This is a genomic window from Sphingobacterium puteale (assembly GCF_003627955.1).
In the GTDB taxonomy this organism is placed as follows: Bacteria; Bacteroidota; Bacteroidia; order Sphingobacteriales; family Sphingobacteriaceae; genus Sphingobacterium; species Sphingobacterium puteale.
Map to the genome: position 1 here is coordinate 1 of NZ_RBWS01000025.1, position 20,482 is coordinate 20,482.

The following is a 20,482-nucleotide window of genomic DNA, read 5'->3' on the forward strand; positions in this document are numbered from 1 at the left end:
TGACTTGTAAATAACTTGAGCCGTGTGCAGGGAAACTTGCACGCACGGTTCTTAGGGGAGTAGGCTCGGGCAACCGGGCCCTCTTACCCGCCTACGAAAAGTTTGGTAAAAAGAAAGACATCACCCATCTGGCCTGCTGGGCACACGCACGCCGTGAGTTTGAGAGAGCCCTACAAAATGACCCGCAAAGAGCCAAAAAGGCTTTACTGATGATACAGGATCTTTATAAAGTTGAACGAAAAGCTAAGGAAGAAAAGTTATCGCCTGATAAGGTCAAGGAGCTACGGCTGAAAGAATCGCTGCCGGTTATCAACGATATGGGTAAATGGATATTCGAAGAGATAAAAAACACACTTCCTAAAAGTCAGATCGGAAAGGCTATGGCCTATACCTATGCACGTTGGGATGCGCTTTCGGCTTATATGCATGATGGAAACCTACAGATAGACAACAATCTCGTGGAAAACGCTATCAGACCCATAGCGCTCGGTCGCAAGAACTGGCTCTTCGCCGGCAGCCATGAAGCCGCCGGGCGTGCGGCAATGATATATTCTTTCTTCGCTATCTGCAAAAAGCATGAAGTAAATCCTTTTAAGTGGTTAAGGCATACTTTAATAAATATAGAATCAATAAACCATAAGGATATAAAAGACCTTTATCCCCAAAACTTCAAGAAATCAACTGACATGTAGTTCATAGGGCGGATACATTGTGAACAATATTTTCCATTAGTTTTCCCATGTCTTGTAGCCGATATCCCCAAAGTGCGTTACGAATACCTAGATTCTCAAAGTAATACTTCTCACCGATTTCAAAGAGACGTTTTCCTTCAATGTCATATCGCTTTACTTGATGAATTAAAAAGGCATTTATTAAATGCTTGATGTAAACCTGAACTTGATTTGGAGCCATATTGACCTGTTGCGATTTCAAAAAATCGCTAATCTTCTTTGCGGAAAATAGGCTTCCGGTGTTGGAGGCTAGAAAAAATACAAGCTGCTCTAAGAAGAGGGTATTTCTAATGGAATACCTATTAATAATATCTCGAAATACAATAGTTGAATAGATGTTTTTTAAGTATTCAAAGACGATCTCATCCTCTAAAGGTAGATGTTTTAAGTAAGGTAATCCACCGTATTTTAAATATTTTAACAACGTGTCTTGTGAATCTCCCAAATTTTGGAACCTCAAGAATTCGTTATAGGTAAGGCTGTAGACACTTATTTCTATAAAACGGCCACTCAATTTTCCCGCAATATCGCCAGAGAGCAGTTCTGCATAAGGTTTTTTCCGATAAATGGCAAAACGCGATCTAAATACAGTGGGCGAATAATAGTTTTTGGAATTGACATAGTATTGGTTTATAATAAAAGTCAAATATAGGGAAAGTTATAGTTATGTTTATAGCTTTTTAAAATTCTATTTGTATTATAGGTATGATTATAACTATTTGTCTATTCCGCTAAATAGTTGTGATTATATGGAAAATCAAAATATTGAATAAAAATAATTTTTTGAACATATTCTTTGTTTTAGATTTATAATTGGGGGACTTAGAAGTAACAATTGTTATTCGTTAATAGTGGTCGGTTAAATGCTGAAACTATATCTTAAGTTTTAATTTTCTGATGTATCGATTTATTGGCATTGCTTCAAACCATATAAATTCACTATATTTAATTGGCTAATAGCCAACGTTTAGTAGCGTTCAGCAGTTTCGTAAACATCTTTGAACATTTCGCAATTTTAAATTTTTATTAAATAGAAAATAAGAACACCATGAGTCTAAAAACATTCATTACAAACAGCGTTGATTACAACATTTGGGTCAGCGAACAGTTGGTTGCCTGGTTGAAAAGCTACCCTGAGGAGTTGTTACAAAAGGAATGTCCATCCAGCTTTACCAGTATTGCAAAAACGCTCAAACACATTAGCGATACGCAGCTGTATTGGTCATCGATGATCCGCGGCACGCCGACGCCAAGCTTTGACTATATCGCTACCTCGGTGGATCTTGAAACTGAAATGAACAACATCGTTAACGAAGCCAAACTTTTAGCTGACTACGTAAAGGAAAATAGTGAAGCTATGAATGAGCCCCATCTCATCGAATCACAATGGTTCTCTTCTAATTTTCCCAAGTATGAATACCTCCAGCATTTGATTATTCATACGACCTATCACCGCGGTCAGATAGTCACCATAGGCCATCATGTAGGTGTTGTGAAAGCGCCCATGCTGGACTATAATTTCTGGAATGTGATGCGGCAGCAGCAATAGGGTGTAATATCCTTCGGAGCAATGTTTGGAGGTATAATGGAAATAACTATGAAGCTAATAGACATAAATAATAAATACATTGGACTTTGGAAAGGCAACCATAGGCTGATCCTAAGCTGGTTGCCCGATCCTAACTTTGATTCGATATCAAACTTGGCTATAAAAGCTGTTGCTAACAACAAATTTCTAATGTTTACTTATGATTGGTATCATGAAAGTGTAGTGCAAGAAGGGATGCTATTAATGGGTAACAACAATAAACAATCTGAAGTTACAGCTTCATGGATTGATTCTTGGGGCATGGGTGGAAGGATAATGAATTGTTATGGAAAAATGAATGAGCAGGGCGATATTTCAATAACGGGTTCTTACGAAGTGGTCGATAGCCCTAATTGGGGATGGCGTATCGAAATACCTGCTCCAAATAATCGGACACTTCAGATAAAAATGTACAATGTCTCGCCCGATGGTGAAGAATTCTTGGCCGTCGATGCAAATTATTCGCCTGTTGAGTAGACAATGAATTTTCATTTATCTTATCTGGCAAAAAAACAGAAAATAAAATGGATAATCTTGAGGTAAATGAATAAGTGACGTTAACCTAAAAACAAGCTATTGTTAAGCTTGTTTTGTTAATACTATCTTTATCTATAGCTAATATTCGCTTCTTTATTTTGGCGCAAATTCAAGATAATGAAACCTATTAAGCTACCTCAATTTAGAAAAACAGCCCAAGTTACCTTAGCACTTGCATTACTAAATGCAGCAAGTGTTGACACGGTTTGGGCAAATCTCACAAACGAAGTCATCGCGTTCGAAATTCCAGATCAGTCTGTTATTAAAGGGATTGTCAAAGACCAAGATGGCAAGCCCATAGACGGTGGTACCATCATCAACGAAACCAGTAAACAGAGTACGCGCACCGAATTTAACGGCAAATTCACTCTCAAAGGACAGGCCGGGGACCAAATCCGCATTTCTTCCTTAGGCTATAAAACAACCACCATAACGGCTACAGACAGTCCGCTTGAAGTTGTTTTGGAAAAAGACGATTCTAAACTGGACGAGGTTGTCGTGACCGCAATCGGGATCAAGCAGCAGAAAAAGCAGATCGGCTATGCTACACAGGAAGTCAAACTGGACGTACTCAAAGAGTCCAAAACAATGAACATTGGTACGGCTTTGACGGGACAGGTGTCTGGGCTGATCGTCAATAATCCAACAGGTATTTTTCAGGCACCTTCCTTTCAATTGCGGGGCAAAACGCCTTTAATTGTTGTGGATGGTATTCCTGTTGAATCTGATTTTTACGATATGTCCAGCCAGAATATTGAGAATATCAACGTGTTGAAGGGAACGGCAGCTTCCTCTTTATATGGCTCACGTGGTAAAAATGGTGCTATCTTAATCACGACCAAAAGTGCAAAAAGTGATAAACTGGAGTTTTCAGTGGGAACGACGAATATGTTCTCGGCAGGATTTACCGTCTTTCCTGAATCGCAAAAAGAATTTGGAAGTGGATCTAACGGTAAGTATGAATTTTGGGATGGTGCTGATGGGGGCATCTCTGATGGTGATATGACCTGGGGACCCAAATTGAATTCCGGAATAAAGGTGGCCCAATGGAATAGCCCCATCCGTGATAAACAGACCGGTGAGGTGATTCCTTGGTGGGGAGATGTCAGCGGAACGAAGTACAACGATAAGTCGCGTTATGAAAGGGTACCGATCGACTGGGTAGCCCACGACAATCTGGAGGATTTCCTTGGAACTGGATTAATCACGGAGAACAATGCAACGTTGTCCTACCGATCCGAAAAAGTGAGCATCTTTGGAACTGGAAAGTATGCTTATCAGAAAGGGCAGGTGCCCAACACCAAACTTTCTACAGGTGGACTGAACCTGAATACGTCGTACCGTTTTACGCCCGAAGTGCAATTGGATCTTAACCTCTCCTATAATAAAGTAAAGTCGCCAAATTATCCGAGATATGGATATGGCCCTAAAAATCATATGTATACCATCTTGCTATGGATGGGGAATGACGTAAATGGACAGGAATTAAAGGACCATCTCTATATTCCGGGACAGGAAGGCTATCGCCAGGCGAACTATAATTATGCATGGTACAATAATCCTTATTTTGCGGCCTACGAATTGAACCAGGTGTATGATCAGGATATTTTGCATGGACAGACAGCCCTGACATGGCGCATTTCTCCAGAATTTACTATAAAAGGCCGCGCTGCCGCAAGGCAGAAGAATCTGTTTCAGGATATGCAGAGTCCCAAGTCGTATATGAATTATGGCGATTCACGGAATGGCGATTATAAGAACTGGGACAGCAAGCAGCTTAATTTTGACGCGGACGTGCTCGCCACTTATATTAAGCAGTGGTCTGATAGTTATGGTGTCACTATTAATGCGGGTTCAGCGACCTACACAAGGAACCTACGCGAGGTTAGTCTCAGCACCGACGGCCTTGTTGTGCCTTTTGTCTATAACGTAGGGAATACGCAAGGTCCGGTAAAAGGAGCCAACAGCATCACCGAAAAAACCACGCGAAGTGTCTATGCGGCTGTTAACTTAAATGTATTCAAATCGACTTATTTGAATCTTTCGGGAAGAAATGATTGGTCCTCAGCTTTACCAGAAGTAAACCAGTCTTACTTTTATCCATCCCTTTCGTTAAGTAGCGTTATTTCCGATTATTTTAAATTGCCCAAAGATATTAATTTTATCAAATTATATGGATCCTGGGCCACAGCAGCTTCCGATTTGGATCCATATAGTATCTCAGCTACCTACAAAAAAGACTTAACCTACGGTTCAACACCTTCGGTTAGCTACTCAGAAAAATTAGTCAACCCGGCTATTTTGCCTGAAAAGACAATTTCTCTGGAAACAGGCGTGTCGATGGCCTTCTTCGACAATAGGCTATCAACCGATATTACCTATTACAATGTGGTAGAGAAAGACAAAATCTTTGATCTGAATATTTCACAGTCTTCGGGTTTTACTAGCCGTAAAGTCAATGGAAATAAATACCGTACAAAAGGTTTAGAAGTCTCTTTAACGGGAAATATCATCAAAAATGACCAATTCTCGTGGACATCGACCGTAAACTGGTCACGGGCGGTCCAACGTCTCGAAGAGATCTATAATAACCAGGCGAAATTTGGCAACTTAAAAAAGGGAGATCGTGCGGACAGTTATTACGCAACAGTTTGGGAAAAATCTGCTGATGGTAAGGTAATCCTAAACCCGAATACCGGCATGCCGACAAAAAATCCTTTCCCACAATATTTGGGCTATTTCCAGCCGGATTGGCAATTTGGTTTTGCCAATCAGTTTAAAATTAAGGGATTTCAGGTTAATCTTGATATTGATGGCTCTATTGGTGGTGTAATGAATTCGACCACAATAGAAAAAATGTGGTGGGGCGGAAAGCATCCATCGTCTGTTTTATATCGTCAAGAGCAGTATGATGCCGGAAAGCCTGTGTTTGTGCCGGATGGTGTGATTGTAACAGGTGGAGAGCTTACGCGCGATGTGAACGGCAACATTACTTCGGATACACGCACCTATACCAATAATACCACAGCCGTGGATTGGCAGGCCTGGAGTCAGAATTATCCTTATCAGGCCCGCGTAACAGAAGCCGAAAGTAAACTTTTTGCCAATGTATTTGACCGTTCGTTTGTGAAATTACGTCGGCTTTCGGTAAGTTATGATGTCAATAAGGTATTCAAACTAAAACAGCTCACTGCGTTAAACGCATCGGTATTCGGATACAATTTAGCGATGTGGAAGAAAGTGCCTTATATCGACCCTGATTTTGGTGTTGGTAACGATGGTAACCTTCAGGATCCGTCGACCAGATATATCGGTTTTTCACTCGATTTCAAGTTTTAATAAGATTGCAAGATGAAATTTAATAAACACATATTTTTTGGATTGTTTTCGCTTTCAGTAATGACCTCCTGCCAGAAATTGACGGAAGTAAACATTAATCCCAATGAAGCAACGACAACTCACCCACAGGCGCTACTGACTAAAGTAGAATGGGACGCTTTTCGTACTTGGCATGGTACTTCGCCATTGTATACCTTAAAGATGATTGTACAAACGGATGGTGAAAATGCGAATCAGATTTATAACTGGCAGCGCGGAAGCTTCGAGCAATATGGTTTTCTTCGGAATATTACGAAGATGACCGAAGAGGCGGAGAAAATAGGCGCTGAGAACTATTTGGCACTGGCTAAATTTTTCCGTGCTTATTACTTCTATAATCTTACCCTGACTTTTGGTGATGTGCCTTATTCCGAGGCTGCAAAAGGCGAAAGCTCAGCTGTTTTTACACCAAAGTACGATGCACAGAAGGACGTTTTGGTGGGCCTGTTGAAAGAGCTGGAGGAAGCAAATGCGATATTGAAGAAAAATAATAATACCATAAACGGTGATATTATTTATGGTGGAAATAGTGCGAACTGGAATAAGTTGGTCAATTCTTTTCGCTTAAAAGTATTGTTAACCCTGTCGAAGAAATCGGCTGACCTTCCGTTTAACCTGGCGGCAGAATTCGCTAAAATCTATTCCAGTGAATCTAGGATTACTGATGTGAGCGGAGCCGAAGATGGACAGTTGGTCTTCCTGAATCAGGATGGCAACCGCTACCCTGAGTTCAATTCCAGTGGCTATGGCTCGGGAATGTATATGGACTCGACTTTTGTCCAACGGTTACAGGACCTAAAGGACCCCCGATTGTTTGTGGTCGCCACGCAGACACGTTTGGGGAAAGAAGCAGGTAAAGCCATCAATGATTTCACTGCATATGAAGGCGGTGATCCGATTGTACCTTATGCGCAGGTCAATGCAAAAGCTGTATTAGGAAAGCTATCCAAAGTGCACGAACGGTTTTATCAGGATCCTACTGCAGAGCCCTTAGTCTTATTGGGCTGTTCAGAAATGCAGTTTATTTTGGCTGAAGCCATACTGAAAGGCTGGATTACAGGAGATCTAAATACAGCTTATGCTAAAGGGGTACAGGCATCTTTCAAATTTTATGAAAAATATGCGAAGAATGTAGGCAGCTATACCAATGAGAGTCAAGCCGCTCAATACTTGGCACAAAATACGGTAAAACTCGATGCTGTCAGTTCAAACGAACAGAAGTTGGAGCGTATCCTGATGCAGAAATATCTGCGGTCATTTCATCAAGGGGGCTACACGGCGTATTTTGACCACTTGCGCACGGGCTATCCTGGCTTGCGTAAAGCTGCCAATGTAAAGACAGCCTATCGATGGATGTATCCGCAAGATGAATACAATAACAATACCGCCAATGTTTCCGATGCGATCAAATCACAGTTTGGTGGGAATGATAATATTAATTTACAGACTTGGTGGCTAAAATAATGGATTCGAGAAGAGCATTTTTAAAAAAAGCAGCCATGCTTGCCGGGAGTACGGCAGCTATAAATTGGTTGCCGGAGTCTATCCAAAAGGCATTGGCCATAGAAGCTCCCAAAGGATCCACATTTTTGGATGCTGAGCATGTCGTCTTTTTGATGCAGGAAAACAGATCATTCGACCATTGTTATGGCACATTAAAAGGCGTGCGTGGATTTAATGATCCGCGTGCGATGAAATTGCCAAACGGCCTGCCGGTATGGATACAAGGAAATAAGGAAGGTGCATATTTTGCACCTTTCCATTTGGATATCGTCAATAGCAAATCCACCTGGATGGGCTCACTGCCGCATGGCTGGCGTGATATGGTTGCTGCACGCCACGACGGAAAAATGGATAATTGGTTGGAAGCAAAAAGCTCGGGGAATGACGAATATAAAAATATGCCACTGACAATGGGCTATTATAATCGTGCGGATATTCCTTTTTATTATGCCTTTGCAGACGCTTTTACGGTATGTGACCAGCATTTTTGCTCTTCATTGACCGGTACCAGTGCAAATCGTTCTTATTTTTGGACCGGTACTGTGCGTGAGCAGCCGCGTAATCCGGAATCTGTTGCCCATGTGGATAATGGACAGATCAATTACAAGGACGTTAGCTGGAAGACTTATCCAGAACGGCTACAGGAAGCTGGGATATCGTGGCGGGTGTACCAAAATGAGTTGAGTCTGCCCGTTGGATTTAAAGGTGAAGAGGAAGATTGGCTAGCCAATTTTACGGACAACAATCTCGAATTTCATAAGCAATATGGCGTAAGATATCACCCGGCGCATTATCAGTGGATGAAAAAGCGGATAGAGGAGTTGCAGCGATTAGTTAAAGGTAATGAGAAAGCCGAATCGCTGAGTAAAGCCAAAACTGAACTGGCACGTCTACTACGCGATGTGATGCAGTATTCTCCGGAAAACTTCGAAAGGCTATCCCAGTTTGAAAAGGATATCCATCGAAATGCCTTTGTGACCAATATGGCTGATCCAAACTATCACAAACTTGATAAAATAGCTTACACAGCGGATGGAAAACGGCAAGAAATTGAGGTCCCTGCGGGCGACATTTTCTATCAATTTAGAAAAGATGTCGAAGAGAGAAAATTACCTACTGTATCCTGGCTGGTCGCTCCCTGTCGATTTTCAGATCATCCGGGCTCACCCTGGTATGGAGCATGGTATGTTTCGGAGGTGTTGGATATTCTGACCAGAGATCCTGAAGTCTGGAAAAAGACTATATTTATCTTGACCTATGATGAAAACGATGGATATTTTGATCATATAGCCCCATTTGTTCCGCCATTGAGTTCTAATAGCGACCAAGGGGCAGTCTCCAGAATAGATACCACGGACGAATACGTGACCCAAGAGCAGGAGAGAAAGCGTACAAACAATCAAAATGCCTCCTTGGAAAGCCCTATTGGATTGGGTTATCGTGTGCCGATGGTCATTGCATCACCGTGGTCAAAGGGCGGATGGGTCAATTCGGAAGTTTTCGACCATACCTCCTGTCTTCAATTTTTGGAATATTTTTTAGAAAAGAAAACAGGGAAGACTGTCCGGGAGGATAATATCAGTCCCTGGCGCAGAATGGTGTGTGGCGATCTGACAACAGCTTTCCGTCCGATAGACAAAGTGTCTAAAGCCAACGTTCTTTCTGTTGACCGGAATGCATATGTCGAACGGATATTCTCTGCACGGAACAAAAAGCTGCCATCCGATTTTGTACAAATTGATAGCCAAAAGATAGCAGAGATTAGGGCAACAGGTCAATATCATAGCACTGTACAGATGCAGGAACAGGGATGGAAGCAGGCCTGTGCGCTGCACTATGATCTACAGGTAAAGATGGCCAGTACAGACACTATTTTTTCTATTAGCACTAAACTAGACCAAAGGTTGAATACTTTTAAACCTGGTGCTGGCATTCCTTACTTTGTCATCTCATATATTCCTTATGATGGACATGAAAAAGGGAAAGTGTGGAATTTTGCCGTTCAGGACGGTGACCAATTGCAGTACGATTGGCAGCTTGATAAGGTATCAGGAGATCGGGTATCCTTTGCCCTCCATGGTCCTAACGGATTCTATCGTTCAGTTGAGGCTAATAAGGTAAATATACCGAATATCGATGTGTATACCAAGGTCGTTTCGGGTAGTCCGGTTCTTTGTGTGGAAGTGCAGTCGTCCGGAATAGATCTGCAGTTAGTGGATAGTGCCTACGGTACATTTGAGTCGCAAATACTTAAAAGTGGTGCGCGCAAAGTGATTGAAGTGGATTGCAGTGAAAGCAAAGGCTGGTATGACGTCGAAGTAACAAGTCCTGAAGATCCACAGCTTAAGTTTCGGTACGCCGGGCATATTGAGACAGGGCTGCCGAGTTATACGGATCCGTTAATGGGGGGAATGATCCGTTGAGGAAACCGAAAAGCTCAAATAGCCTAGCTATTATATAAATATTGTTGAAGCCATTTCCGAAGGGGAGTGGCTTTGGCAAAGTGTGCTGAAAGTATCCCTATAAGTTTGGGATCCGTCATACCTTTCCAGTGCGCGTATACGTATATATCAAATTTGTTTTGTGCCATCGTTTACTATAATAATTCGAGATCTTGCAATTTTCTTCCTAATTCATCGTCTGCTGCTAATTGTAGTACATCATCTTGTAAACCCAATACACGAAGCACATTTAAATATGCGCCAAATGCTACACCTGTATCTCCTTTTTCGATCAGGTATAATGTCGAGCGTGCGATTCCCGCCCGCTCTGCAACTTGAATGGTTGTTAGTTTGCGACGCTTTCTTGCTAGTTTTATATTCTCACCAACTTGCTCCATAAGCTTGGTTAGTCTAGGGAAAACGACTTGTTTTTTTATGCCCATACATTTGTTTTGTTTGATATTATGGACAAATTTAATTAATTTGACTGAAATAACAAACATTTAATAAGGTGTCATTACAAGATTCGAACTAAGTTTGAAATGACAAGAGGTTTAAATAATCGATTGAATTGCTTCTTTTTCTACTCCTACCCAATATAAGGGATGAACAACAAATATGGAGGGTGAACTGCAGAAAAGTCGGTATTGGAAAAAATATACGATATCTAGAATAATGCGTTTTAACATTTTTACTAAAATAATTAGTATTTTGTATTGAAAATTTCTATCTTTGTCAAATTAACCAATTGATAAGTTGTTATGAGTCAAATATCAAGACGGGTAGATGACCCGTTGTGGAAATCTATTTTAGAACAAACTTTTTCACATTTTTTAAGATTTATTTTTACGGATGCAGAAGCTGTTTTTGATTTGAGCAGACCCTTTGATTATCTTGATAAAGAATTCGAAAGCTTGTTTCCTCCTGAAAGTAACGGAAAGGGAGTCCGTTATGTTGACAAACTAGTAAAGGTTTTCTTAAAGGACGGGAGCGAACAGTATGTGCTGTGCCATGTAGAGATACAGAGTAGTAAGGGCAAGGGAGACTTGGCTGAGCGAATGTTTCGCTATTTTTATAAAATATGGGACCGCTACAAAGTTCCCGTTACGGCTATTGCAATCATGGCAGATGGTAATAAAAGCTATCGTCCGATGGTATATAGTCAGGAATTTATGGGAACCTCATTGCGCTATGATTTCAATAGCTACAAGATTCTGGATCAGGAGGAGGATGTATTACGGTCGGATAAGAATCCATTTTCTGTAATTGTCCTAACTGCATTGTTGGCTATTGTTAACAAAAAGATTAACGACGAGGGATTGAAGGCTATTAAACATGATCTTTATGATGAGATGATGAAGCGGGAGATGGACAGGGATACACGTCAGGGGCTATACGACTTTTTGACTTACTATGTAAGTTTTGATGACGAACAAGTTTTGAGTATATTTGAAAAAGAAATAAAAACAAAAATAGGAAGGAGCGATACAATGGGCACTCAAGAATATTTATTAGATAAGGCAGAGAAAAAAGGCCTCAAACAGGGCCTTAAACAAGGAATTGAAAAAGGTAAGCGGGAAGAAGCTATTGCAATTGCACTGGAATTCAAGAAAATGGGTATTGCTATAGCCGATATTGCAAAAGGTACAGGGCTATCCATAGAAGAGATCGAAAAGCTGTAATAACGTAACAGTCATAAATGATTTAATATGAGCCATTCCCCGCAAGGAATGGTTTTTTATTGTTGTGCGTTTTTTTATCATTCGGTAACGGGATGGTATAGTGCTGTGGTTTCATTTCCATTTAGGGACGAAAGGTCCGATTTCAGGAATGAACAACAAATATGGAGGGTGAATGGCTTTTATTTATATTGAGTTGGACAGACTCCCGTATGTTTCTTGAAAAAAGTCGAAAAATTTTGCTGTTGCCCATAACCACAATAATTGCTTACCTCTTTGACCGAATGTCCGCTCCGCAATAACTCCTTCGCTTTCAGAATCAAATGCTTAGTCCAGGTCTGTTTCGGACTTTCACCATAGATGGCTTTATAGATTTTGTTCAATTTGCTCTTGTCTACCTGTAGTTGCTCGGCTATTGTCTGAATGGAGCAGCTGCTAAAAATCTGCGTGGCTTGATCAGTGACCATCTTCCTGGCAAGTCTAGCAAGCAACTGGTCGGGATCTAACTTTTCATGCAGGCTGAAATTCTTGTCAATGGCAATATCAAACAGATTATAGACCACTTTTATCGCAATGACTTCATGCTCTTTGTGGTACTGAAATAAATACGTTTCAATGTAAGATAGCTGATAACGTGTTCGCTCTTTAATAGGCCAGATAGCACTTTGGTAGAGTCGCTTTTTATCACGTCTATGGGCTGCTCTGAATTCGGATAAAAAGTGGTTTTCCTTATAAATGGCCGGTCGAATAAAACCGATATCGACCAAAACACCATAAATCAGGTAAGTTCCGGCAACCAGATTTACCGCTATCTCCCCTTTGGGGATATATACATAGCTGTGATATTGGGAAGGTAGCGATACCTTGCATTCCTTCTTGGGCTGCTCGATAACGACCTCCTGCGGTGAGCCGAGATTATAGAGCAGATGATAATCTGCTTTGCTGGTATTGACGGACAGCCTGATATGTTGCTGTACCTGTGCCTGCAACCGATAGAAGATGACGCTATGATAGTCAATGTACTCTTCAGTGAACTGAATGCCTGTATCTTCATAACGCTGTATCGATGAATCGGCCAATTTGGGTAAAAATGCTTTTATTTGATCGCTAAATTGGTCTACTTCGGGCAGCCTAAAATGGAATGTTTTTTTCATAAATTTTGGTTATTTAATGTGTTTGTTATTACCTCCTTCCCTTGTATCGAGATCCGCTGTCGCCGTTCGCACCTGTAACGTTGGCTCGGTGGTCTCAAGTGGTTTTATCATTGGCTTGGCAATGCAATGTAAGAGGGGATGGTCCCAGGCACAGAGGTTGTACCAGATCATCAGACTGGAAAAATGGATCAAGCCCATCGTCAGGGCTATGCAAAGGTGCATCAGGATAATGCCGGTACTGATGTAGATACGGATCCGGCGGTTGATCCAGAGCAATGGGTATCCCAATTCGAAAAGCAGGGTGGCGATTCCTAGTCCGGCCCAGATAGCCGTGAACTGCTGAGCGGATTGGGGAATAGTAAACAATGCTGGGGCCAGTGGTTGCTGTATGGCTTTCCAAACGGCTTCGCCATTCCACCAGGTAGGGCCAATGGCTTTACCCAAGCCAGCAAAAAAATACACGACAGTAAGCTGCAACCTAAAAATCGTAGCGCCAAGTGTGGCCCACTTGTCGTTGGGTAGCCAGCTGCCTTTGAAGCAGCAGAAAATGACACCGAAGAATAGTCCTGTCTGTACCAGATAGTCCGCCCCGTAGCTCCAGGTATAGTTGGCGATAAAAAAAAGATAATGCAATATAATGAGCCCCAGCATTGCGGCGCTGCGATAGTGGTCAAAAAACAAGGCTAACCCACAGATGATGTATAGCAAGCCAAAGAAATGGATCCATTCTAGGCTGGCTAGCGTGTACTCCGGTAAATGGGCAATCAGGGTGTGGATAGATAGTGTCCCTGGTCTTTGCTGCCATGAAATGCTGTGCTGGTCCAGGAAAATACCCTGGCCAAATAGCATACTGAGGTCTGGCCATAGCCGCCACATATCCAGGGATAGCAGCAGGCCAAGTCCCCTTAACATGATGGGCAGCCTCGTGTCGGTGCTTAACTGTACTTCATTGCGCATAAACTTAATTTTTTATATACTCAAACAGAATAATATATCGGGACGAATGGAGCGAATCTTTATCTTGCTCAACTGATGCTGGCAGATGTTTGGCGATAAGACGACATGCAATGCTGTCGGCAGCGACAATATCGGACAGACCGACTGTCAGGTTGCTGATTGATGCACGCACCTGATCCTGTAGGTATGACTGACTGCTGTCAAGAAATGACGAGCTTGATTGAAGGTAGCTGTTGAGCCGGAGCATACCAGTAGCACTTTGTATCCGTGGTTCGCCCAGGAAGGTTTGGCTTTCTTCTTGATACTGAATGTATTCAAGCCGCACCTGCATGCCTACACTAGGACCATAAAATGTATAGCCGCCACTGAGACCTGCGAGATCCTGATAGCGGGCAACATACCTCAATAGTCCGGGCAAACGGTCCGGAAGCTTAAAAATGATGCCGAGGTTATAGGCTGATGCCATACTGAAATGTATGGCACAGCCTAGTACAAAAATCAGCCTTAACATAGGTTTCACTAGAGCAACTGTTGTTATTCAGATGATTTGCCAACTGTTCTTTTGTTGAGGCAGGGAAGAATAAGCGGGTAGATAGCCCATCTTGAATGGGGTGATCCAACGCTTCCAAGTGCAAATAATTTGCGTTTGTTCGGTCCTGTACAGGTGCAGTAGTCCAAGAGGAAGGAATCACCCCGGCTGCGAAAAATAGTCCTGCGCCAATTAGATAAAAAGGTAACTTGAATTTTGTCATGATAATGTGTTTTAATTATTTATTTCTTTAAATTGATAAAATCAGGTGATAACAGCGGGTTAATTATTTGTTTGTATCGGATGTAATTATTTACTTTACGGCTATAAGTATTTTTGTGACCAACCGACATGAACCTATTATGCGCAAATTTCCTGTGGTTATAATCGATGATCTGTACGGGGCACTGGAGGACACTGCCGCCGTATTGGAAGAGCTTGGCCTGTTTGAGATAGCGGGTAAGTTTACCTCCGTTAAAGATGCCGAACTGCATTTTTTAAATGCGGATGAAAAGGTCTATCTGATTTTCTGTGATATTGAGATGCCCGAACATTCAGGCTTGGACGCGATTAAAAGGCTCCGTGATTATTGTTCCCACTTTGTTTTTATTACGGGGTATGCAGAGGAATATGCTTTACAGGGCCATAAAGTGTATGTTGACGGCTTCTTGTCCAAACCAATTGAGGTGGATGAACTGCTGGGCTTATTGAAACATTTACAGCATAAAGCGCCTGCTAGTAACGCTGGTCGGGATAGGAGAGTCGTATCCACGATCTTTCTAGATGTTGTAGATCCTAATAGTGAACTCCATCTTGCGCGTAGGAGTGGCCCGCCCATGCGAAAGCATCCGGAAAACAAAAGGACATATGAAAAAATTCCAGTCGCACTTGCGGAAATTGCTTATTTGGAAAAATCAAGGAATTATATTCATTTTTACGGGCTTAGGCCCGATGACCAGTTTGTTTTATTGGGCGTGCTCAATAAAAGGATGCTGGACATAGAGGATACCCTCCGGCAGGATCCGAGATTTGTCCGTGTCACTCCATCTGTGTTCATTAATATAAACTATGTTAGAAAAGTGTTGCTGGAAGGCGTTTATATCGGACCAAAATATCAGCATGTTTCGCGATCTCGTGCGGAGGAACTTGACATGCGATTGAAGCTAATGGATCCCGGTTTCAAATGGTCAGGTCATGCCGGCTAGAAAACAATTTATGCTGACCTGGCTCAAAAATATCGTACTGTGTATGACGATTGTCTTTGCGCTGGCTTATGTCTTCCTGATCGTACCCACAGCATTTAAGGGCTGGCGTGATCAGCTGGTCGCTTTGCTGTTGAGTATAATGGTTTATGGCCTGTCCCGTTATGTCCTGCTGCCCAATATATTCAAATGGTCCCGATTCAATGCGTATCTGCTAGGGGTCTGGATGACGTTGGTCATGGCCTTTTTTGTGGCGATACCGATTATTTTCAGTCTGTTTACCGGAGCGCTGGTCTTTACTCCGAGGAAATGGGAAATTGCCAACTTTTGGCCGGTTATATTCTTGATTCTACCGCCCATGTTGGTCGCTTTCTTTATGTATAGCTGGCGGTTTGGTGTCGATAAGTGGCTGGCGTACCGGTCTGTGCAAATCAAGCTTGATGAGATGTCTTTAGATGCACAAAAGTGGGAGCTGGAGGCGATCGCCAAACACCTTCATCCGCACTTTATCGGCAATAGCATGGCCACTATTCGTACCCTGATCAGGCAGTCTCCGGATCAGGCACTGCTGGCGGTGGGGATATTGGGCACGATCGCTGCCTTTTATTTAAAAATAGATAATAGACCTTGGCTATCGTTGCGGCTTGAAATGCAGATGACCCACAAATTGGTCAATCTATATGAATTTATAAAGCATCACAAAATTTATATAACGTATGAAAATTGTGTAGATGAAGACTTCTTAGTACCCAAAATGCTGCTGTTCAACCTGGTCGAAAATGCCCTGCAATATGGCGAGACATCACGAAAGAAGTATCCTATACAGATATTGATCGCTCTGACAGAGGGTAATATGGTGAAGATACAGGTATCCAACCGAGTCGCCGCCAAAGCGGTGACCGGCACGGTAAGCCACAATACAGCGCTGCAAAGAATAGAGCGACAGCTACGTCTGCTGGATCCACAGCATGCGGGAATAGTGCTGTCCAATAATGAATCCGTATTTAGCGTTTCGGTATCTTTTTATCGGCATCGTATAGACAATGTTCGAATAGAGCAGAAAAATGCGTAACTTAAATCCATTATAAACCTTCACCATCCGTGGGCATTTCCTTTATTTTGCAGGGCTTGGCAGACCTTGAAATAGCCCCACCTGTGCGTCGATGGTCTTAAAACCATAGACCATGAACTTAAGTGTATGCCTATATGCATTAATAGATCGTATTGAAAAATTGACAGAAATTTTAGTAGCGATATACGGCTTGCTCGCTACCCTGATTCATATCCTTAAAACCAAGAAAATAGAACAGAAACCACTGCGTGAACGTAAACTCTGGACACATACCGAAGTGACGGATTACCTTGGTATCAGTGTGTCGACCTATAAGCGCCGGGTGCGGGAGGGAGTGCTCAATCCGATGACGCTCACCGGCGATGACCGCTACTTTGAAGAAGACCTGATTGAGGCGCTTGAAAGGAGCAGGCTCAAAGGTAAAATATAATTTGCGGACGGCAGCAGTTGGATTTGGCGCTAAGGATCGGTGACTTCGCGCTGTGACTTTGCGATCTTCCCAACCAAAAGTATGAAACAGACCGGTGGCAGTTCGTTTTTTCCGCTTGGGGAAAACGAACAGTTAGGTGACTGAATAGAAATTCCCCCTGACTGGTTGGCGCAGTCGGGGGAATTTGCTGTTCAGTCACCCGGAAAGTTTGAACAAACACTGGTCTGTTTCATTTCCCCACCTGGCCAAATGGACTTTTCACTGGTATGCTCGGATTAGTCATTGGATTATGCGAATATTCCTAGTGACGGAATCGCTATTTTACTGTGCGAAAATGAGCAGTCACTCCGCAAAATCATCCTTTTCTGGCCTATTTCCGATCAGATTGGCTCAAATTGGCTCAATGAAGGTCAATCTAGCTCAAAACTTCATTCCCGGTCTATTCCCATATTATGTTTGTGTCATTAAATGATCTCGCGAGGAATATTTAATCGTTAACAAACAGATTTTTAACCGACACGGCCAATGTCGACAGATCGCATTGGCAGGTCAATAAAACAGAATAAATATGGCGACAAAAATGAAAGCCTTGATCGGATTTGGAAAAATGAAAGATGATGAATTGGTCATCAGCTGCAATACGATTATCGGTGCTATGACGGACAATGTCAAGTACCCGACACCGGCGCCTGCATTGGCGGATATACAGATCTTATTGGCGGATTTTACGGCCAAACTGGCCGTTGCCCGTAAACGTGGATCGCCCGAAGATACCGCACTTAAGGATGAGAGCCGGGAGCCGCTTATCGTGGCGATGCAACAGTTGGGGTATTATGTCAATTCAGTGGCCCAGGGTCATCTCTCTACCTTATTGAGTTCGGGTTTCCCAACCAATAGCACGTCATTTGGCAATCAGGTACCCCTAAAAGTGGACAATGTAAGGCTCTCGGATGGACGGCAGTCCGGACAGGTGAGACTTGACTTTGCTCCACAGAAGATAGCGACCATCTATGAATACCGCTATCGTATCAGAACGGACAACCCCACGGAATGGGGAGATCGGTTTACCACGACCTCGTCCCGGGGCAATATCATTGCTCCTTTGGAGGTGGGCAAATTCTATGAAGTACAGGTGCGCGCCATCAATACTCAAGGAGTGGGCGACTGGAGTAATGCTGCCACGATATTGGTACGCTGATGAATATGCTGCTAAAAAGAGTCAGACAGGGGAAAAATAGTACCCTGTCCGAATTGTATATAGATGGCCTATTTCAATGTTATGTCCTCGAAGACAGCATACGTGAGCATAAAATCAAAGGGCAGACCTGTATTCCTGCCGGAAAGTATGGTCTGGGGCTCAACTATTGGGGTGGGATGAACACTGCCTATAAGCGGCGTTTTCCGGATATGCATCAGGGGATGATCGAGATCAAAGATGTCCCGGGCTTCAATAATATCTATATCCATATCGGCAATACGCATGTGGATACGGCAGGTTGCCTGCTGGTGGGTACTTACTTCCATAAAGACAAGAGCCACAGAGATTATGAAGTATATCAATCGCAGAAGGCTTACCAGAACTTATATAAGGAGGTGATCGAATATGTAAAAAAAGGCAAAGCGATGCTGACGATCAGACATATGCTGGTGGAGGGAAACTACGCAAAGTTGAGTGAGGATCTGTAGGCGCGGTACCGCAAACTGGATAGTACATGAACCCGTCGAAAACAAACTGAGCAGCGCAAGCTCATGACAAAATAAATTAAAGATGAAAAAGATAATCAATAAAATAGGAAAGGCGCTCGGGCTGGTATTGGCGGCACCGATAAAGCTGCCGGGAAAGGTGCTGGCGATTCTAAAATACCTGGCTATCGGCCTGGGCATCATGGAGGCTGTCATTGATGAGGAACCGCCGAAAAGGGAAGGCGAGAAGGGCGACATAGCTCCCAAAGATCAGGAGAGTCCGCAAAAAAAAACGGAGCAAGATGTCAACAGGACAAGCCCGGCGGAGAAAGGAGCGGAACGTGAAACTTAATGATATACGCATGGGCGTGTTAGGCGGTACGATGTGTTCCTTATGGGCGAGCATCTCTTTGGGTGACATGTTGCAGACGCTTTTGACCGCTGCGCTGGGGACACTGGTCAGCTTCGCTACAAGCCAGTTACTTGGCAGATGGACCAAGAGGAAAAAGGAATAGAAAAGGTATTACAGCACCGGTAATCTGTGCTGCGGTTTAAGTTTTTATTCGTGCTGGTCGAGGCCGTGAAAATTTCAGATTTTTGCGGCCTTATTGTATTGTCGATAGCGCAGATACACAACAGTCCTATTGGTCTATCCCTTGCTTGGCTACTGGCCGGACTTTCAAAAAAAATGCCGATAGCATATTTCAGCTGATCGGCATTCTCCATTATTATCCTAAAATTATCACGTGTTATTTATCTTGAATACAGCGGGCATTTGAGCCAAAACCTTCCCGTCCGCGTAGCGATAGTTCGCCTTCAATCCGGTACCGCTGGAGGTATTTTCAGTTAGTTCTGCCGTTATCGTAAAAGGGCCTGACTGAAAACTTCTTCTTTTATGCCAGTATCGCCTCCCGGCTGGCCTGAACCTAGTGAGCCGGCGGCTACACCTTCTACCATCTCCAGCTGCAATCGCCAGATTACAGGTTTGATGTACATTTTCTTTTCATTTTTTGTTCATGTTTACTGTGCTATATATTTGGTCTATAGTGTTAACTGTTGCTAAATGAAGGATAATTGCCTATATGGGCTTTTAACTAACAATGGCCTTTCTCATGAAAAAAGCGACTCATTTATACATGATCCTTTTTTCTATCTAACGCCCTGATACATTGAAATATATGTTGGACTTGAGCGTAAACAAAAATAGTGTTCAATGAAAATAAATGCTAATATGTAGGTATCACACGGATATCACATTTTCATGGTTTTACGTTTTCAGCTCCTGATCTTGGTCTATTTTTTTGTTAAAAAGGGTCATATCAGCGCTATGCACTATCCCCGTAACTCTTTGGGACGGGAAATACGATCTTTCATTTTATCCGCGCCACATCGCAAATATCGCATTGTTGCCATTGTGGACGATAATCCGCATCGAATCAAGATCCTATGTTGAAAGGATGTTGCCCTTAAAATTTAACCCTGTTTTTTTTATCTTAAAAAATTCGCTAGATTTATCTTATTGTAATAACGATGAAAACACCGTTTTTTTGAAAGACAGACCAAGATAACCCCTTTTATGATTTATTATCTCAGTACAC

At 42.6% G+C, this 20,482-nt stretch carries 20 protein-coding genes and 1 pseudogene; 14 read left to right on the forward strand and 7 right to left on the reverse strand.

The genetic code is table 11. From position 1 onward, the window contains the following. Positions 1-92: 92 nt before the first annotated feature. Positions 93-692: pseudogene (tnpC, locus tag D7322_RS24710) on the forward strand (IS66 family transposase); the annotation flags it as partial. Between the two features lies 1 nt (position 693). Here tnpC and D7322_RS24715 read toward each other — a convergent pair. Beyond that, positions 694-1,377 carry an ATP-binding protein gene (locus D7322_RS24715; RefSeq protein WP_220700168.1) on the reverse strand — a complete coding sequence of 228 codons (684 nt, stop codon included), beginning with the start codon at positions 1,375-1,377 and terminating at the stop codon, positions 694-696. A 402-nt stretch (positions 1,378-1,779) separates the two neighbouring features. Here D7322_RS24715 and D7322_RS24720 point away from each other — a divergent pair, with 402 nt between their 5' ends. The 5 genes from D7322_RS24720 to D7322_RS24740 all read left to right on the forward strand — a co-directional run bounded on the left by D7322_RS24720 (position 1,780) and on the right by D7322_RS24740 (position 10,160). Next, complete coding sequence (locus tag D7322_RS24720) at positions 1,780-2,280, forward strand: DinB family protein (protein ID WP_121126861.1); 501 nt, start codon at positions 1,780-1,782, stop codon at positions 2,278-2,280. Between the two features lie 48 nt (positions 2,281-2,328). After that, a complete protein-coding gene (locus D7322_RS24725; protein WP_183078834.1) occupies positions 2,329-2,796 on the forward strand; it encodes a DUF1579 family protein in 468 nt (155 codons plus the stop codon). A 177-nt stretch (positions 2,797-2,973) separates the two neighbouring features. Next, positions 2,974-6,195: a SusC/RagA family TonB-linked outer membrane protein gene (locus D7322_RS24730; protein WP_121126863.1), complete on the forward strand. Its 3,222-nt coding sequence runs from the start codon at positions 2,974-2,976 to the stop codon at positions 6,193-6,195. Between the two features lie 12 nt (positions 6,196-6,207). Continuing rightward, positions 6,208-7,698 carry a SusD/RagB family nutrient-binding outer membrane lipoprotein gene (locus tag D7322_RS24735; protein WP_121126951.1) on the forward strand — a complete coding sequence of 497 codons (1,491 nt, stop codon included), beginning with the start codon at positions 6,208-6,210 and terminating at the stop codon, positions 7,696-7,698. Then, entirely contained in the window at positions 7,698-10,160 is a 2,463-nt protein-coding gene (locus D7322_RS24740; RefSeq protein WP_220700169.1) for a phosphocholine-specific phospholipase C, read from the forward strand. Before D7322_RS24735 ends, D7322_RS24740 begins: the two co-directional genes overlap by 1 nt. A 173-nt stretch (positions 10,161-10,333) precedes the next feature. On the opposite strand, the gene D7322_RS24745 is transcribed toward D7322_RS24740, so the two are convergent. Continuing rightward, positions 10,334-10,621: a helix-turn-helix domain-containing protein gene (locus D7322_RS24745; RefSeq protein ID WP_183078835.1), complete on the reverse strand. Its 288-nt coding sequence runs from the start codon at positions 10,619-10,621 to the stop codon at positions 10,334-10,336. 318 nt (positions 10,622-10,939) lie between these two features. Here D7322_RS24745 and D7322_RS24750 point away from each other — a divergent pair, with 318 nt between their 5' ends. Further along, the gene (locus tag D7322_RS24750; protein WP_121126864.1) at positions 10,940-11,860 is read left to right on the forward strand and encodes an RpnC/YadD family protein; all 921 of its coding nucleotides are present in this window, start codon (positions 10,940-10,942) and stop codon (positions 11,858-11,860) included. Positions 11,861-12,039: 179 nt separating this feature from the next. Here D7322_RS24750 and D7322_RS24755 read toward each other — a convergent pair whose 3' ends face one another. Genes D7322_RS24755 through D7322_RS24770 form a run of 4 tightly spaced genes read right to left on the reverse strand, consistent with a single transcriptional unit; the run spans position 12,040 to position 14,720 of the window. Continuing rightward, positions 12,040-13,011, reverse strand: coding sequence for a helix-turn-helix domain-containing protein (locus D7322_RS24755; protein WP_121126865.1), 972 nt, complete (start codon positions 13,009-13,011; stop codon positions 12,040-12,042). Between the two features lie 9 nt (positions 13,012-13,020). Next, positions 13,021-13,923: a hypothetical protein gene (locus D7322_RS24760; RefSeq protein ID WP_147430543.1), complete on the reverse strand. Its 903-nt coding sequence runs from the start codon at positions 13,921-13,923 to the stop codon at positions 13,021-13,023. A 49-nt stretch (positions 13,924-13,972) separates the two neighbouring features. Continuing rightward, entirely contained in the window at positions 13,973-14,434 is a 462-nt protein-coding gene (locus tag D7322_RS24765) for a hypothetical protein (protein WP_121126867.1), read from the reverse strand. After that, complete coding sequence (locus D7322_RS24770; protein WP_121126868.1) at positions 14,418-14,720, reverse strand: hypothetical protein; 303 nt, start codon at positions 14,718-14,720, stop codon at positions 14,418-14,420. Before D7322_RS24770 ends, D7322_RS24765 begins: the two co-directional genes overlap by 17 nt. Before the next feature lie 139 nt (positions 14,721-14,859). Between D7322_RS24770 and D7322_RS24775 the strand changes: the two genes are divergently transcribed. From D7322_RS24775 to D7322_RS28630, 7 genes are all read left to right on the forward strand, one after another. Beyond that, positions 14,860-15,702: a LytR/AlgR family response regulator transcription factor gene (locus D7322_RS24775; RefSeq protein WP_121126869.1), complete on the forward strand. Its 843-nt coding sequence runs from the start codon at positions 14,860-14,862 to the stop codon at positions 15,700-15,702. Next, a complete protein-coding gene (locus D7322_RS24780) occupies positions 15,692-16,771 on the forward strand; it encodes a histidine kinase (protein ID WP_121126870.1) in 1,080 nt (359 codons plus the stop codon). The genes D7322_RS24775 and D7322_RS24780 overlap by 11 nt, the downstream gene beginning before the upstream one ends. A gap of 112 nt (positions 16,772-16,883) precedes the next feature. Then, on the forward strand, positions 16,884-17,201 hold the full coding sequence (locus D7322_RS24785) for a MerR family transcriptional regulator (protein ID WP_121126871.1): 318 nt from the start codon (positions 16,884-16,886) through the stop codon (positions 17,199-17,201). Positions 17,202-17,769: 568 nt separating this feature from the next. Next, entirely contained in the window at positions 17,770-18,399 is a 630-nt protein-coding gene (locus tag D7322_RS24790) for a fibronectin type III domain-containing protein (RefSeq protein ID WP_121126872.1), read from the forward strand. Continuing rightward, complete coding sequence (locus D7322_RS24795) at positions 18,399-18,887, forward strand: DUF5675 family protein (protein WP_183078836.1); 489 nt, start codon at positions 18,399-18,401, stop codon at positions 18,885-18,887. The genes D7322_RS24790 and D7322_RS24795 overlap by 1 nt, the downstream gene beginning before the upstream one ends. A gap of 82 nt (positions 18,888-18,969) precedes the next feature. Further along, positions 18,970-19,236 (forward strand): hypothetical protein, encoded by a 267-nt coding sequence (locus D7322_RS24800; protein ID WP_121126873.1) that lies wholly within the window; start codon positions 18,970-18,972, stop codon positions 19,234-19,236. Between the two features lie 10 nt (positions 19,237-19,246). After that, positions 19,247-19,399 carry a hypothetical protein gene (locus D7322_RS28630; protein WP_183078837.1) on the forward strand — a complete coding sequence of 51 codons (153 nt, stop codon included), beginning with the start codon at positions 19,247-19,249 and terminating at the stop codon, positions 19,397-19,399. A gap of 343 nt (positions 19,400-19,742) precedes the next feature. On the opposite strand, the gene D7322_RS28635 is transcribed toward D7322_RS28630, so the two are convergent. After that, positions 19,743-19,880, reverse strand: coding sequence for a hypothetical protein (locus D7322_RS28635; RefSeq protein WP_183078838.1), 138 nt, complete (start codon positions 19,878-19,880; stop codon positions 19,743-19,745). Positions 19,881-20,482 lie beyond the last annotated feature (602 nt).